Here is a 17,056-nt window from a genome sequence, read left to right on the forward strand (position 1 = left end):
CCAGCTTGCATGGCGGCGCCTATCCGTCTCAGGTTGCCGGACTGGTCTGCTCGGCTAGCGGTAGCGTCACCGTGAACGTGGTGCCCATCCCCACTTCGCTACTAACGCTGATCTGGCCATGGTGCTTGGCAATGATCTTCTTGACGATGTCCAGGCCGAGCCCGCTGCCTTCGCCTGCTGGCTTGGTGGTAAAGAAGGCCTCGAAGATGCGCTGGCGCAGGTCGGGCGGGATGCCGCAACCGGTATCGCTGATGGCAATCACGGCCTGTCCTGCCGACTGGCTGAGGTCTATGGTCAGGGTGCCATTGCCTTGCATGGCCTGCAGGGCGTTATGGATCAGATTGGTCCAGACCTGGTTGAGTTCGTCCGGCAGGCCCAGCAGCGTTTCGATCGGCTGGTAGCGGCGGATGATTTCCACCCCGTGCTTGATCTGATTGTGATAAATCGTCAGCACGGTTTCTATGCTGTCTGCCAGATCGATAGGGCAGAAGGTGCCGCTGGTATCGATGCGCGAATAGGACTTGAGGGCAAAGATGATTTTCGCCACCCGTTCCACCGCCGTATTGATGTTGTCGGCGCCACGGATGATGGCGGACATGGCAGAGGCAGTTTCCATGATGAAGTCGCTGGCCGGATGGCACAGCAGCGCCAGATAGTCCAGCGCATGCTGGTGTGCGCCGAGTTGCACCAGCATGGCGGCTTGCTCCCGCGCTGCGGCAATCTGATGCTGCTCCAGTGTCTGGCTGAGGGCGCGGGTGATGCTGCGCTCTTCGCGGGTGCTGAGCAGATTATTCACATTGCGCGCATGCCGGATCAGCTGCATGAACTGGTCCTGCTGGCCCTGATCCAGCATCTGGAACAGGCGCGGCAGGTTGACCATGGTGTGTTCGAGGGCGCCGACGATGGTCTGTCCGCTCGACTTGATGGCGCCGATAGGGGTGTTCACTTCATGCGCCACATTGGCCACCAGCTGGCCCAGCGTGGCCATTTTTTCCTGCTGGATGATGGTGGCCTGGGCCTGCTTGAGGGCCGCTAGTGCATCGGAATTGGCCAGCGCAATGGCGCCGTAGGCGCACAGGCTGCGCAACATGGCCGCATCGCGTTCGCCGAAGCCGGCTGTGCTATTGCTGGAAATATGGATGATGCCGAGCGCGCGGCTACCCGTCATCAGCGGTGCATACATGCTGGACGTATGCTGTTCCGCATGGATGATCACTTCGGCCTGTTCGTTCAGGCAGCGTTCGAAAGCATCGCCCGGCTGGATCTGGCGCTGCTCGGCCGGTAGCGGCTGGCCGGCCTGCAGGCCCAGTACCAGTTGCAGCGTCTGCTGATCTGGGTCCAGCCGGTATAGACGGAAACTGTCAACCTCGAGCAGCGTGTGGACATGCTGGTTCAGCGCATCGAATAGTGCGGCCTGTTCCAGATGGGCCGTTAGCTGGCGGCCTATGCTGCCGATCATTTCCAGATCGCTGGCGCGGTCTTCGGTCAGCTTGAGCAGGCTCTGGGTCTCGTCAAACAGGCGAGCATTGTCGAGTGCGCCGGTAAGGCTGTTGGCTAATGTGCTCAATAGCGTGGCGTCTGCCGTGGTGAACGCGTGTTCACGGTCCAGATTCTGCAGCGAGATAACGCCCACGGCCTGTTCGCGCACCATCAGCGGGGCAAATAGCACGGACTTGGGTACTTCGCCGTAGATGACGACGGGATTGCCATACTGTTCGCCGAGCGCATCGATGTTCTGATTGATCATCATGATCTTGCCGGTTTCCACCACATGCTTGCGGAAGCCGATCTTGTTGATCGAAATGAGCGGATAACGGACGTTGCGTTCGATAGAGTAGGTGAAATCGAAGTTTTCCCGCACTCTGTCGTAGAGCGCAATATCGACCACCTGGGCATCGAAGATGGCATGGATCTGGTCGCCGACGATGTCGTAGATATTCTGCTCGCGCTGGCGGTTGGCCAGCGCCGTCTGCATCTGGTTGAGCATCATCAGATTGTTGGCGCGGTCTTCCGACAGTTTCAGCAATCGCTGGGTTTCATCGTGCAGACGGGCGTTTTCCAGCGCCACTGCCAGCGTGTTGGTGACGGTTTTGAGCAGGGTCACGTCGGCGCTGGAGAAGGCATTTTCCAGATCCAGATGCTGCAGCGTGACCACTCCCGTGACACGGTCGCCGATGATCATGGGAATGAAGGCGGCACTTTTCGCCATGTCGCCGCGGATCGCAAGCGGATTGCCGTAGTCAATGGATGCCTGTGCAATGTTCTCGTTGAACAGCAATGCCTGCTTGGTTTCGATCACATGCTTGCGGAAGCCGAACACGCCGATGGAGCAGGGCGGTGGACGCTCGTCGCGTTCGATTGCATAGGGCATATACAGCTGCTGGCCCTCGTCGTCGAGCAGGGCGATCATCACCACTTGCGCGTCGAAGATCTGCTTGATTTTCTCGCCGACGATGTTGCAGATATCGTGTATCTGCAGACGCGCGACCAGCGCTGTCTGTACATCATTGATCAGGGCAAGTTCGGCTTCGCGCTGGAACGATTGGCGCGGCAGACGCTGGACTGGGCGGTCGCTCATGGGCGGCCTGCGCGCAATTGGGCCAGTTCGTGCTCTTTGGCCTGCAGCGCTGCCGTGCTGGCGGCCAGTTCCTGTTGCAGTTGCAGGATCTCCTTGCGCAGCTTGGCTTCCTGATGGAAGGCCTGCAGGGCCGAGCGCAGCGTGAGCACCAGATCGGCGTTATTGAACGGCTTTTCCAGAAAGCGGTAGAGGTTGGCGTGGTTGATGGCCTTTTTGACGCCTTCCAGATCGCTCTGCCCGGTCAGCATGATCTTGACGGTGTCGGGGCTGCGCTCATGCAGCGCCACCAGCAGGGCATCGCCGCGCATATGCGGCATGATGTAGTCGGAAACAATGACACTGACCGTGGTCCCTTCGGCGCCATATTCTTCCACGATCTCCAGCGCTTCTTCGCCGCTTTCGGCAATCTCGATGATGTTCTCGCCACCGAAAATCTTGCCTAGCAAAAGTCGCAGGGCATTCAGAACCGTTGAATCGTCATCTACGCACAAAATGACACCCTTATTCATACCACTGCTCTCCCTGATGCGAATTCAAGCAGTGCCCGGCAGGCCGGGCACGATTAACACCTCGGCAGTCTACCGTAATCCCGGTGGTGCCCTGCGGAAATGTTCCAAATTGTTGTTTTTGTGAGAATTGAGTAATAACTATCAAATTAATAGGGTTTTATCCTTTGCAGCCTGGAAGATAACTGTCCGGACCGCCATCCTGGCGGCGCGCGCGTGGGGGCGGAGATCCGGAATCCGTCTGCTAGCGCTGAGGCAGCAATGGTGCAGCTTGTCCCGCAAAAAAATGCAGGCGGCCGCCGCTAATCATGCTAGTGTCTTGGCGTTCGTCCTCAGACCAGAGCATCCATGTCGCTGCCGTCCTTCAATCTGAATCTGCTGCGTACGCTCGACGTATTGCTGGAAACCCGCAACCTCACCGGCGCGGGACGCCTGCTCGGCATGACCCAGTCCGCCGTGAGCCGGCAACTGGTGCAGCTGCGCGAGCAGTTGCGCGACCCGCTGCTCATACGCGAAGGGCAGCGCTATGTGCTGAGCGAGCGCGCCGAATCGCTGCGCGCGCCGCTCAAGGCGATGCTGGCCGATATGGCGGCCCTGATGGATGGCCCGCGGTTTGATCCGGCATTATGTACCCGTCAGTTCGTAATTTCCGGTTCGGACTATATTGCCGACCATATGCTGCCGGAAGTGATGGCGGTACTTGGTGCGCAGGCGCCCGGCGTGCGGGTAACTTTCCGGATGTGGGAGTCTGGTCACTATCGCCTGCTGGCCGACGAAGGCGTGGATCTGGTGCCCACCGTTGCCCATATCCTGCCGGACAGCCTGCACGGGCGCGCCATGGGCGAGGATAGCCCGGTGTGCGCCATGCGCGCCGGCCATCCGCTGGCGGGGCAGGCCCTGAGCTTGCAGGATTATGCCTGTGCCGACCATCTCGACATCGGTGGTGGTGGCGACAAGAGCAGCTTTATCGATCAGCAGCTGGCCCGCGCCGGTCTGGTGCGCCGGGTGCGTCTGAATGTGCCGTTTTACAGTACGGCTTTGCGTCTGCTGGCCGCGAATGACCTGCTGCTTACGATACCGGAGCATGTGGCGGTGGCTTTTGCCCGTCAGGCAGCTATCGTCTGGAGCCCGCTGCCGCTGGACGCGCATACTTACCGCTACTGGCTGCTGTGGCATGCGCGCAGTCAGCATGACCCGGCGCACCAATGGTTGCGTAACCTCGTGCATCAGGTGCTGTTCCAGTCCATCCATGGCGTGAGCCAGTTCCAGCGGGTTTAGGTATTCTCATTTTGCATGGTGGCTATGCGATATCATGTGCTGCTTTCATGGCGAGGCGCCCCTATACTGCCGTCTCACAAGGAGCGCACCATGCAGATCGTCCATCGACTTTATACTCCCCAGAGTGCAGGTATCGACCTGCTGCGGCTGGTTCTATGCGGCATGATATTCACCCATGGCTTCGAGCGCTTGTGGAGCGCCAGCCCCGTGCTAGGCCAGTACCTGAGCACGCTTGGTTTCCCGCTCGGGCCCTGGCTGGCGCAACTGATCAGTGTATTCGAGGTAGCGGGGGCGCTGCTGCTGGCGGCGCGCTGTCTGGTCGTGCCGATAGCAGCACTGTTCATCCTGTTGTACCTGTGCAGCATATTGCTGTTTCATCGCTACCTAGGGTTCTGGGTGATAGGCCCTAGCGACAACGGCTGGGAACTGAGCCTGATGCTGTGTGCGGCGTCGTTTGCCGTACTATGCGACGGCCTGGCCGAACGCCTGCCGGCCAGCTACCGGCGCATAGGCATGGATGTGCTGCGCGTTCTGCTGTGCAGCTGCATCTTCGCGCACGGCGCCCATCGCTTGCTGACCGGGCACAGCAATGTTCTGGGCGATATACTCACCGAAAAAGGTTTCCCGTTCGGGCTGGAAATTATCATCGGAGTGAATCTGGTTGAGACCGTAGGCACGGCCCTGATCGCCATGCGCCTGATGGTATTTCCTGTCAGTCTGTTACTGATCTGCTTCTACGTGGTGGGCATAGTCTGGTTCCACTGGCACTGGGGTTTTTTCATCGTTGCACCCGGCGATCTGAGGTGGACGGCGGAAGGCTGGGGCTGGGAATACAGTCTGCTGCTCATTACCTGTCTGGTGGCTACGTGCTGGGATAACCGCAGCGCGCCGTTGCGCTGGATAGCGCGTCGTCCTCGCGCCGATGGTGGCAGCCATTACTCGACCCGGCGCCACTGATGTAGCAGGCGCTCGAAGCCAGGTATTTTGCGGGGCGGCGGAACTTGTCCAGAGTGCCGCCTATCCCTCACTCCTTGCAGTAATAATGTCCCTTGTTGTCCACCACGCTCGCCGACGGCAGCTTGCTGCCGACTTTGATGCAGGCGCCATACCAGATGTTGGAATCGAATGGCGTGGTCAGGTAATTCTCGGAGGTCTGCCCCGGATCTATCCACCATGTGTGGGTGTAGAACAGCTTGTCAGGCTGCGAGGCGCAGATGCCGCCCGACGATCCCGGAACCAGCGCCGACTTGTCATGGCAGGTCATGATGTAGACCTGTGCCGAGCAGGTATTGGTGATTTTCCAGGCCCTATCATCCACACCTTGCGAGAAGCGCAGGCAAGACGCACCCGAAGAGCCGCTATTGGGTGAGGTGGCGGTGACGCCATGGCTGGTGACGGGCGTGGTGCCGGTGCCGCCGGAACCGCCGGCACCGCCGCCGGGCGTGGTGGTCGGAGGCGCGTTCGGTATCAGGCCGCAGCTGGAGGCGATCGAGGTATAAATCGGGCAGGTAGCGCCGGGGCGGGGTGGTGGTGAAGTGAATTCCCACGAGTAAGGCTGGCTCAGATGTTTGCCGTCCTTGGTTTTGACCGTGGTGCCGAGCGTAGCGCGGTAGGCCGTGTTTGACAGGAATCCGCCAGTCGGCGCCGCAATCAGGCGGTTACTAGACACATTGGTCAGCACCGTGGCCGGTTTATCGTCAGTGACATTGTAGATCTGGATCGCGCCGGCACCTAAGGTGCTGGCATCCATCTGGTTGGCAAGGAAATCGACCACGACGGTGTCGAAATAGTCGTAGTTGACGTGCAGCGGATCGCTGCTCGCTACGCCCACCGGTGCGACAGTAAAACCGCGGTCGAAATGCAGCGACAGTTTGGTCTGGTCGGTCGAAATGGTAGCGGCCGGATAGTCCTTGGGGCCCATGCGCGGATTGAGCTCAAGAATGTAGTCGCCCTGCACATCGGATTGCGGCGTGACCAGCATCGAGTAGCGCCCTAAGGCGGTAGGCGAAGGCACGTTTTCGATCCTTACCGAGGCTGGAACCTCCTTGCCGGCTGCAGTTTTCAGCGTTGCTGTGGCGTAGTCCGGGCGTAGTTCGAGGTTAAACCGGAGATAGGCGATCAACGGGTCGCCAAACTTGGACGGGCGCGCCGTGGTGGGGCCATAGTAGGTAATCCGCAAGGCGTCGCCATTGGTATTCGGACTGGCGCACTGGTTGAGCTTGACGTACACGGAATTGCAGCCGGTGACGGCTGGTACGCATTGCCCGGCGCCCACATCGACTTCATTGGCAGCGCAATTGCCGGGTACGATGCACTGGCTGTTTATCAACTGCGCAGGCGCAGCGCATGTCGGCGGTGGTGGCGGCAGGATCACGCACTGTCCGTTCTGCTTGACACTAGGCGGCTGACACACCAGATTGGGGTCGGGCAGGGCAGGACAGCGTCCGCTGTTGGCCGCTACCCCGCCAGCGCATTTGCCGGGGGCGGTGTCGAATACCAGAACCGGGGCATTGCGCTGGGCTTTCGAGCCGTCGCCCAGTTCGTAGTATTCGTTGCGGCCCCAGGCCCAGATCGTGCCGTTGTCTTTTAGCGCTAGCGCATGGTAGGCGCCTGCGGCGATACTGACCACATGGTCTAGCACTTTCACCGGCTGCCCCTGATTGGTGGTGCTGCCATCGCCGAGCTGGCCGAAGTAGTTCGAGCCCCAGGTCCATAAGGTGTGGTCGGCTTTGAGCGCCATGCCGAACGCTGTGCCAGCGGCCACTGCAATATAGCCGGAACCAATCTGCCTAGCGGCGGTGCTGTAATCAACTTTGCTGCCATCGCCCAACTGGCCGTCCAAATTCCTGCCCAAAGTCCAGAGCGTGCCATCATTTTTCAGGATGACATAGAAGCTGGCACCGGCTGCAGCTTGCTTGACATTGGTGGCCAGCGTCATGGGACTTGTAATCAGTGCAGTGCCGTCGACGCTGATCAGACGCAGGTAATCCGGACCCCAAGTGACCAGGCTGCCATCGTAACGGATGGCGGCGTTCGCGCCCGCGAGCACCGTGCGTACGCCATCCATGAAGGCGGTGGGAGCAATATGGTCGGTCGCAGGTGCGCCGAGAATAGTGTGGGTTCCATTGTAACCCCAGCCACCGAGCTGACCACTCGCGGAAACAGCGAGCGTCGCTCCTCCGATGGAGATATCACTGAATCCGATCAAGCCTGTGGCGACGGGACTGAGGTAATACTGCGCAGTTTTGTTGGGGCCAAATTGTCCAGATGAATTATCGCCCCACATGTACAGGTCGCCATTTGCAGCCAGAGCCGCAAAGGTTGCGCCATTGCCTGCGACATACAGGCGCGCATAAGGCGTATCACTGATCTTAGTGGGGGTGGTTGCGCCGTTTACCACTAACGCGTAGAGCCCCCACGCCCATGTGGTGCCATCGCTCTTCTGCACCAGCCCGCCTGCACCGGCTAGCAGCTGGGTTTGCTGGTCTAGCGGCAGCCCGGCAGTCAGTACGGTCGTTACGCCGTTCATGCGTGCCTGATCGGCTGCAGTGTCCGAGTTGTTGCTGACTTTGGAAAGCGCATCGCGCACCGAAGCGGTGGCGCTAATGCCGGAATAGGCATTCACGGTTGCCGTACTGGTCAGGGAATTGGTGAAATCGGCGGCGACACGGGTCTTTTTATTAATCAGATCGAGGTCCGTGCTGAGCGCGCCCGCCATCAGCGACAGCACTGCATTGGCGCGCGTAATAGCGCCGCGCTGAATCACGCCGACCCAGAAGGCTTTTCCTGATGCATCGGGTTCACGATTGAACAGATTGCGGTAGATCGCGGTAATAAACTCGTCCGTGCTTCCCGGGTACAGATCATTGGATTCCTGACTATTGCCGAAACTGTCGATGACCTGAGCGATGCTGGGGTTGCTGTCGTAGGCCTTGCGTAGTCCGGGAATGTCGGTCGGCGCGTTCAGGTCGCGCAGCAGGCGTTCGTAATACAGCAGCCCGGCCGGATCGGCTGGGCGGCCGAAGTAGCCTACATAAATCTGCTGCAAAGCGCTTTCATAGACGGTGGGCGAGACAGTCGCCGATCCCTGCGCCTTGCGGGCCGTACCGGCAAAACCTGATGTCGCGGTCTGGTCGCCTCCGCAGCCAGCGAGGAATAGGGCAGCCGCTAGGCTCAGGCAAGTCGCATAGTGGGGACGTAACATGGGCGTCGGCGGGGTAAAAGATAAATATTTGACATTATCTCGCAGTTGACCAGACCACCATCCAGTAGTGCCCGCTCTCCTTATCCGTCCGATACCTAAAGGCCTTCTATCGTCCGTCATTTGCTTGCAAATTACTAGCTTCGAGTCTTCAGCCCTTTTGCTGGCTGTACATCCGTCCCGCTTCCCGGCCGGCTCGGCCAGATGTGCATGGACCGTGGTTTTTGCTGTCCTACTACATTAAGTTGCTTTACTATAAGCAAGTAAACCATATTGCATTATTTCACGCCCCGGAATAGGCCAGAAGTCAGGACCCGCACCATGCTCGAGTATTTTTTTACCAGTCCCGGAATTGCCGAAGCAATGTATGTGAACGGCAGCTATGCGTGGCCGCTGGTGGCGCTATCGGTACTGAGTGCCGTGTTCAGCTCCATGATGGCGCTGCAGATGTCGGGGCTGGCCCAGCTGGCGGAGAGCCGTTTGCACAAGCAGTTTGCTCTGCTGTCCGGCTCGGTGGCACTGGGCGTGGGCATCTGGTCCATGCATTTCATCGGCATACTGGCCTACAGTTTTTGCGCTACGGCCAGCTATAGCAAGCTGCTGACGGCGCTGTCCATGTTGCCCGGCATACTGGCCTCGTGGTTTGCCCTGAACCTGCTGAGCAAAGATGATTTCAGCAAGCGGGAATTGCTGATCAGCGGCACGGTCATGGGGGCCGGCATAGGCCTGATGCATTACTCGGGCATGGCAGCTGTCCACATGCCTTATCTGCTGCGCTACGATTCTGCCTGGTTCCTGCTGTCTATCGTGGTGGCCGTTTGCATGGCGATGCTGGCTTTATGGATACGCTTCGATCTGAAGCAGCGCGGCCGTCTGAGCAATTTACGGGCGATACTGATAGGTGGCAGTGTGATGGGGCTGGCCATCTCGGCCATGCATTACACCGGCATGGCGGCCGCGCGTTTCGTCGGCCTGCGCGGGACCGAGGGGGCGCTTAACGGTGACGAAAACAATTACCTGGCGCTGATTATCGCCATCGTCACCATGGTTGCCAGCGGCCTGATATTAGCCGGTAATTTTTTATTGCGTCTGCGGCAGCTGTACAACCGCATGCAGGAAAACGAGGAGCGTCTGCGCGCCATCGTCGAGACGGCGCTCGATGGCATCATCACCATGGACGCACAGGGACGGATACTGGCAGCCAATGATGCGGCCTGCAGCATGTTTGGCTGGCAGTCCGGGGCTCTGGTCGGCCACAACATACAGGTGCTGATGCCGGAGTCTGATTCCGGCCGGCCCAGGCAGTTTCTGAGCGACTTTTTCACCAGCGCCAGCGCTAAAGTCAGCGGACAGAGTCGTGAAATTTCCGCGCGCCGCGCAGACGGTAGCATATTTCCTATCCGCTTAGCCGTGGGACGGGCCAGCACCGTGCAGCAGCAATTCTTCGTCGGCTTTGTTACCGATATCAGCGAACGTATTACCATGCAGACCGAATTGCAGGAGCGCGAAACCAAATACCGTACCCTGATTGCCAATATCCCCGGCGTTGCCTTCCGTAGCCGGGTGGATGCCCAGTGGACCAAGATCTTTATCAGCGATGCCGTGCTGGCCCTGACCGGCTGGGACCGTGCCGCTTTCATGGAACAGCAGGTGAGCTATGCCGACCTGATACATCCCAACGATATCGCTCATGTACGCAAGGCAGTAGCCGATGCGCTGAGCGAACACACGTCTTACAGTATCGAGTACCGCCTGTTCAGAAAAGATGGCAGCGAGCGCTGGTTATCCGAGAGTGCCGGCGGGGTGTATGGCGAGGATGGCAAGGCCTTGTGGATCGACGGGGTGATGCTCGACATTACCGAGTCGAAGATACAGGCGGCCGAATATCAGGGCATCGTCATGGCCATCCGTAAGTCGCTGGCTGTGGCGGAATTCGATATGCAGGGCAATATCCTCGATGTGAACGAGAATTTCGAGAAGCTGACCGGTTACAGACTGGAAGAATTGCGTGGCAAAAATCATAGAATGCTGTGCACGGCGGAAGAGGCGGCTAGTCAGGAATATGTGGCGTTCTGGCGCAAGCTGCGCGATGGGCGCTTCCACAGCGGCGAGTTTTACCGTGAAGGCAAGAACGGCAAAAAAGTCTGGCTACAGGCGGCCTATAATCCTATTCTCGATATTGACGGCAAGCCGTGGAAAGTGGTCAAGCTGGCAGCGGATCTGGCCCAGCGCAAGGCGATCGAACTGGACCTGATCAGTGCCAAAGACATTGCCGAGCAGGCTTCGGCGGCTAAAGGCATGTTTCTGGCAAATATGAGCCATGAAATCCGCACGCCTATGAACGCGATTATCGGCTTTACGGAAATCCTGCTGAAAACCCAGCTGGACCAGAAACAGCTCAGCTATCTGAAGACCGTCAAGCAGTCGGCGCGCTCGCTGCTGGGCTTGCTCAATGACATACTCGATACGGCCAAGCTGGAACGCGGTGCGATCGAACTGGAAAAGCGCGACTTTTCGCTGCATGATTTATGCGAGCAACTGATCAGTACCTTCCGCATACAGGCTGATAGCAAGCATATCCGGCTGGAGTTCCATTACGACGCCAGCTGCCCTGCATACATCCGATCGGATGAGCTGCGGCTGCGCCAGATTCTGACGAATATACTCGGTAATGCAGTGAAATTCACCGAGCAAGGCGAGGTGAAGCTGACTGTCAGTGCGGCGCGTAAGCAGCTGCATTTCGTGATCGAGGACACCGGCATCGGCATATCGGCAGACCGTATCGACAGCATCTTTGCCCCATTCACGCAGGCCGATGCTTCGATGTCGCGGCGCTTTGGCGGTACTGGTCTGGGCACCACCATCGCCAAGCAGCTTACCGATCTGATGGACGGCGAGATCGGGGTGAGCAGCGTACCGGGGCAGGGGAGCCGGTTTGAAGTGGTCATTCCGCTGGAGGAGGGTAACCCGGCCGGAGTACAGAAGGTGGTGCAGCATGCCGAAATGCCACCGCTGACTATTCTGATTGCCGACGATGTCGCGGAAAATCTGCAACTGCTGCGCCTGATGCTGGAAGATAAAGGGCATACGGTGGTTGCGGCCAGTGGCGGCCAGGCTGCGGTCGACGCCTTTGCCAGCAGCCAGTTCGATGTCATCCTGATGGATGTGCAGATGCCCGATATCGACGGGCTGGAAGCTACCCGCCGAATCATAGCCAGCGCCGCAGCGGGTGGCAGGACCACGCCTGCCGTGATCGCTCTGACCGCCAGTGTACTGAACAAGGACCGCGATGCGGCCATCGAGGCTGGTATGCGCGGCTTTGCGACCAAGCCGATCAATCTGCCGGAACTGGAAAACGAAATGCTGCGCGTGCTGGGCATTGCCCAGCCAGAGCGGGCCCAGTCATCGGCAGGCGCCGCTGTACAGAATGACGAATGGCTGGACTGGAACGGCGCGCTGAGCCGCTGGCGCGAGCCTGCCAGTCTGATACGGGCGATAGGCAATTTTGTCGGCAATGCCGCGTTGCTGGATGGCCTGCATGCGACAGCCGCAGCGGCCGATCTGGCTGCTATCGGACACAGGATTAAAGGTGCGGCGGCCAATCTGGGATTGAGCCGGGTGGCGGTGGCGGCGGCGGCGATCGAACACGCTGCAGGCTACGATGGTGCCGCGCTGGACGCGCTGGCCGCCGAGCTGGCGCAGGCCCGGACCGAACTGGCCAAACTGGAAAATAATGCCGCGCCGCAGGGCGGGACAGAGCGTGTGCAGGCCGGTGTCGATGTGCCGGCCCTGCTCAGCCGCCTGCAGCGGGCCTTCAGCCATAGTACTTTCGATGATGAAGCGATCAGCCAGCTGATGCCGGCACTGGATGCGCAGCAGGCATCCAGCCTGCAGAGCGCGCTGGACGATTTCGACTTCGAGCAGGCACAGCGTGAGATCGGCCGTCTGATGCAGGCGTATCCGGCTGCTGCTGGTTCGTAACTATATAACCCTGGTCCACCCCAAGATGAACTCTCTTCCCAACTTACTTCTGGTCGACGACGAGCCGACCAACCTGCAGGTGCTGCGCAACATCCTGCAGGACGATTATCGCCTGCAGTTTGCCCGCAATGGGCAGAAAGCGCTGGAGCTGGCGGCACTGGAGCGCCCCGATCTGATACTGCTGGATGTGATGATGCCAGGCATGACGGGACTGGAAGTCTGCCGCAGCCTGAAACAGAACGCACAGACCTGCAAGATACCGGTAATTTTTGTAACGGCCCTTAGTGATGCCGATGACGAAGCGACCGGCTTCGAGGCCGGCGCCGTGGACTACATCAGCAAGCCCGTCAGCCCTGCCGTGGTCAAGGCGCGGGTCAAGACCCACCTGTCGCTGGTGCGTGCCGAAGAGCTGGAAAAAACCCGTTTGCAGATCATCCATAAACTGGGCAAGGCGGCCGAATACAAGGATAACGAAACCGGTTTGCACGTGATCCGCATGAGCCATTTTGCCCGCTATCTGGCGCAGGCCGCCGGCTGCGATAGCGTGTTTGTCGAGCAGATGTTCCTGGCCGCGCCCATGCATGACATCGGCAAGATAGGGATACCCGATGCGGTGCTGCTCAAGCCGGGCAAGCTCGATGCCGACGAGTGGAAGATCATGCAGAGCCATGTCGATATCGGTGCCGAAATACTGGGCGACGATGATTCCAGCCTGCTCAGGATGGCTGCCAGTATCGCCCGCAACCACCATGAAAAATGGGATGGCAGCGGCTATCCGCGCGGCATCAGCGGTGAGCAGATTCCGCTGGAAGCGCGCATCGTCGCCATTGCCGACGTGTTCGATGCGCTGACCAGCGTGCGTCCCTACAAGAGCGCCTGGTCGCTGGAACAGGCGTTCGAGCTGATCCGCAAAGAGGCCGGCAGCCATTTCGATCCGCAACTGGCTGAACTGTTCCTAACGCTGGAGCCGCAAATCCGCGAAGTGCAGCGCAACTGGGCTGATTAGCGCCTTGCGCTGCGATTGTGGCGGTAGTCACTATCATTGTTGCTGATTTGCTAGCTTGTCTTTATGGAAAGTGGTAAGGTGGCGGCCTCTTACGATCATAGACCTTGCCGCTATTCCATCATGTCCCTGCTGTTCCGTCCTCACCAGTCCGTTCTTTCTGCAGCCATCGCTGCACTACTCCTGAGCTGGCACGCCCAGACGCAGGCCCAGACCAACGACAGCGCGCCTGCCAAGGGCAAAGAAGAGAGCAAGCCGAATGCCGCGCAGCTCGCTGCCCAGCCGGCGACCAGCGGGCCGGAAGCGGCGACTACGCCTGTCGTGAATGTGGTGAGCGAGCGCCAGACCAACCGCATCGACCGGCAAGTCTATGACATCAAGAACGACGCCAGCACTGCCGGTTCGTCGATAGGCGATGTGCTCAACAACGTCCCATCCGTCAATGTTGATCCTAACGGCACGGTGCGCCTGCGCGGCAGCGAACGCGTCACCGTGCTGGTGGACGGCAAGCCTACTGCCCAGATGCAAGGCGAAAACCGCGCGGCCGCCATCAATGCGCTGCCCGCCGAGAATTACGAGTCGGTGCAGGTGATTAACAACCCCGGCGCCGAATTCGGCAATGAAGCCGGCGGCGGTCCCATCCTTAATCTGATCTCGCGCCGCTACACCAAACCGGGCGGCAACGGCAGCGTGGCGGGCAATCTCGGCCCGGCCGGACGCAAGAACGCCTTCGCCAACGGCAGCTACAGTGCCGGCTATGCTTCTGTGAACGGCAGCTTTAATTACCGCCGTGATGGCAACGAGTCGGAAGGGGACGATGTGCGCGAACGGCTGGACCCGGCCAGCAGCAGCGTCAGCCGCCTGCACCAGACTAGCCAGCGGCGCGGCCTGACCGACTTCATCCAGGGCGGCGTGGGCGGCCGCTACAACTACAACGAGCGCGATACGCTGACGGCTTCGCTGTCGCTGAACAAGCGCGGCAATGACTTCCGCAGCAACGAGCATCTGAGCGACTTCGGCACTGGCAGCGTGCCGCTGGTGGATTACCTGACGCGCCGGGTCGGCAGCGGTGACGCACTCAACCACGAAGTGGTGGCAGGCTGGGAGCGCCGCTTCAACACCGACGGCGAAAGCCTGAAAGTGGACCTGCGCCATTCGTCCAACAATAACAACGCCGACACAGCCGCCCTGTACCAGCCGGTGATGCTGCCTGCCACAGGCGCGCCGGTATTGCGCGACTACACCCAGAATCTGGAGAGCCTGATCCGCCTGACGGATCTGAGCAGCGACTATTCGGGCAAGGTGGGCAGCGGTTTCCTCACGGCGGGCGGACGCTGGCAGCGCACCCGCCAGACCACCGATTACCGCTATCTGTTCCTCGATAACGGCGGGCTGGACACGCGCCGCAGCAATCTGTTCAAGCTGGCGCAGGATGTCACGGCGGCCTATGCCACCTATGAATTGCCGCTTAATCCGCTGTGGTCGTTCAAGGGCGGCCTGCGGGTCGAGCATACGGCGCTCGATCTGGATCAGGTCAGCACCAGTGTCCAGGCCAGCAATAGTTACACCAATTATCTGCCCAGCCTGTTCCTGACCTACAAGCTCGACCAGTTTAGCAATCTGCGCCTGTCGTATGCGGACCGGATTTCCCGTCCTGCTGCGGGCGACCTGAATCCGTTTGTGAACTATGCCAGCGAGTACTCGATCAGCTCCGGCAATCCCCATCTGCTGCCGGTCAAGCTGCACTCGCTGGAACTGGGTTACGAAACCAAGATCAAAGGCCTGATGCCGGCCAGCCTGCGCGGCTATCTGCGGCATGAATCGGATGTGATTACCGAACGCCGCACTTTCATCAGCCCGACCACGCTGCTGACTACTAAGGAAAACGAAGGCGACCGCGCGGCCGGTGGTGTCGAGTTCTCCATCATGGCAATGATTCCGCCGAATATGAAATGGAACGGCATATCCCTGCCATCGATCCGCTTTATGTTCAACGGAAACTGGGGCTTCATCGAGCAGGACCGGCTGGGCCTGCTGGGACCCACGGGCGAGAAGCGCCGCACGCCGTCGCTTGGCTTGCAGGGCGGGGCGCAATGGAGCATTACGCCGGACGATACGCTGACCTTTATGACTTTCCGTCAGGGCAAACAGCTGTCGGGCGAAGGCTACCGCGAGCCGTTCAGCATGGTGAATCTGGCGCTCGAGCACAAGTTCTCGCCGCGCCTGTCGCTCAATCTGCGTGCCAACGACGTGTTCCGGGGTACGGACCAGCGCTACCGTGTCGACACCGATGTGCTGCGCGATCATAACGATGTGAACGTGCATCAGCGCCGCCTGTACGTGGGCCTGCGCTACACCTTTGGCGGTGTTGCCGGTAATGATGCGGTGCGCAACGCGCTGCAGGCGGCCGGGGTGAATCCGGACAGTCAGGTGGCCAAGGATGCTATGCGCATGATGCAGGGTCAGCAGAGCAAACCGGAAGTGACCGAAAAGCCGGCAGCCGAGAAAAAGAATTAGGCAATCGCTGCCGAGTTCCAGACAGCGCCGGCAGGCACGCCGCTTCAGGAGGCAGTGCGGCGACCTCCAAATTTGCAGGCGCTCAATATTAGCCGTGCGCGCCGGCAAACATTCTGTCCATTTTTTCCGTCTGGCGGGATGGCCGGTATACAGCGGAGTGCAGTCATTAGCGGCGGCATTCCGCCGCCCGGCGATTAAATGAATCAGGCGCGGCGGCCGCGGCGCCATTGGCTAGCTGCCAGACCAGCTAAGCCGGCAAGCAGCATCAGGTAGCTGGCGGGTTCGGGCACCGGCAGCGGATTGTTTGACTGTCCCATCGCGTCTGTCATCATGCCGAAACGTCCCCGTAGCACGCTATCACCGGAACTCATCACGACACTCATGGCGCGCTGCGTTTGTGGTTCATAGTAGGTGAACAGGTCGTCGTGCAAATATTCTTCGTCGGTGTCATTGTCGCTGGTGTAGTAAGCGGCATATAGCTGGGCGTCCGCAGATGTGCTGACATTGTTCTGGACTTCGCTACGGATGCTGCCTAGTGCCGTGAGGCGTACGGCAGTATGAGGTGTCATGGTGAAGCTCCAATCGGACGAGTTTATATGCATCATCCTGGCCCCCGTTGTGTAGAACTCCAGTGAGGCACTCATACTGTTGTCAATATAGCTGGACGTGGATTTGCCGGCCGGGCCCTCTAGCGTCATGATCGCCGTATTGCGCCAGCTCTTGCGCAGGTCGGGCAAGTTATTGTTGCCAGTGTAGTAGAAGGCGATCATGAAGTTCGAATGCTCGAGTGACGTCAGAGCCGGCGTGATGCCATCATTCGGGTCGAGGTCGATCAATTCATAACTGAATCCCGTGATGCTGGCTTTTGACTGGGCGATTACTTGTGTCTGAGCGTGGCCGCTCAAGCTCAGGCTGGCGAGTAAAGTGCCAAGAGCAAATAGATGCTGCGTTTTTTTCATGGATTGAGGTAGTTTCCTGTAAATTTGGGAAAT

General features: G+C 59.5%; 9 protein-coding genes. 5 read left to right on the plus strand and 4 right to left on the minus strand.

Annotation, left to right across the window (positions count from 1 at the left end; translation table 11 throughout):
* Positions 1 to 28: 28 nt before the first annotated feature.
* Positions 29 to 2,578 carry a GAF domain-containing protein gene (locus tag GTP27_RS08940; RefSeq protein ID WP_161038845.1) on the minus strand — a complete coding sequence of 850 codons (2,550 nt, stop codon included), beginning with the start codon at positions 2,576 to 2,578 and terminating at the stop codon, positions 29 to 31.
* A complete protein-coding gene (locus tag GTP27_RS08945) occupies positions 2,575 to 3,087 on the minus strand; it encodes a response regulator (RefSeq protein WP_161038846.1) in 513 nt (170 codons plus the stop codon). Before GTP27_RS08945 ends, GTP27_RS08940 begins: the two co-directional genes overlap by 4 nt.
* Positions 3,088 to 3,432: 345 nt before the next feature.
* On the opposite strand from GTP27_RS08945, the gene GTP27_RS08950 reads away from it, so the two are divergent.
* The gene (locus GTP27_RS08950) at positions 3,433 to 4,362 is read left to right on the plus strand and encodes a LysR family transcriptional regulator (protein WP_161038847.1); all 930 of its coding nucleotides are present in this window, start codon (positions 3,433 to 3,435) and stop codon (positions 4,360 to 4,362) included.
* Positions 4,363 to 4,452: 90 nt separating this feature from the next.
* On the plus strand, positions 4,453 to 5,319 hold the full coding sequence (locus GTP27_RS08955; RefSeq protein ID WP_161038848.1) for a DoxX family protein: 867 nt from the start codon (positions 4,453 to 4,455) through the stop codon (positions 5,317 to 5,319).
* Positions 5,320 to 5,386: 67 nt separating this feature from the next.
* Here the strand turns inward: GTP27_RS08955 and GTP27_RS08960 are convergent, their stop codons facing one another.
* A complete protein-coding gene (locus GTP27_RS08960; protein WP_161038849.1) occupies positions 5,387 to 8,566 on the minus strand; it encodes a DUF4214 domain-containing protein in 3,180 nt (1,059 codons plus the stop codon).
* Between the two features lie 318 nt (positions 8,567 to 8,884).
* On the opposite strand from GTP27_RS08960, the gene GTP27_RS08965 reads away from it, so the two are divergent.
* From GTP27_RS08965 to GTP27_RS08975, 3 genes are all read left to right on the plus strand, one after another.
* Positions 8,885 to 12,544, plus strand: coding sequence for a PAS domain S-box protein (locus tag GTP27_RS08965; RefSeq protein WP_161038850.1), 3,660 nt, complete (start codon positions 8,885 to 8,887; stop codon positions 12,542 to 12,544).
* 25 nt (positions 12,545 to 12,569) lie between these two features.
* Positions 12,570 to 13,550 carry a response regulator gene (locus GTP27_RS08970; protein ID WP_161038851.1) on the plus strand — a complete coding sequence of 327 codons (981 nt, stop codon included), beginning with the start codon at positions 12,570 to 12,572 and terminating at the stop codon, positions 13,548 to 13,550.
* A gap of 120 nt (positions 13,551 to 13,670) precedes the next feature.
* Positions 13,671 to 16,064: an outer membrane beta-barrel family protein gene (locus tag GTP27_RS08975; protein WP_161038852.1), complete on the plus strand. Its 2,394-nt coding sequence runs from the start codon at positions 13,671 to 13,673 to the stop codon at positions 16,062 to 16,064.
* 203 nt (positions 16,065 to 16,267) lie between these two features.
* Here the strand turns inward: GTP27_RS08975 and GTP27_RS08980 are convergent, their stop codons facing one another.
* The gene (locus GTP27_RS08980) at positions 16,268 to 17,023 is read right to left on the minus strand and encodes a PEP-CTERM sorting domain-containing protein (protein ID WP_161038853.1); all 756 of its coding nucleotides are present in this window, start codon (positions 17,021 to 17,023) and stop codon (positions 16,268 to 16,270) included.
* Positions 17,024 to 17,056: the final 33 nt, after the last annotated feature.

This window comes from Duganella qianjiadongensis (assembly GCF_009857915.1).
GTDB lineage: Bacteria > Pseudomonadota > Gammaproteobacteria > Burkholderiales > Burkholderiaceae_D > Rugamonas > Rugamonas qianjiadongensis.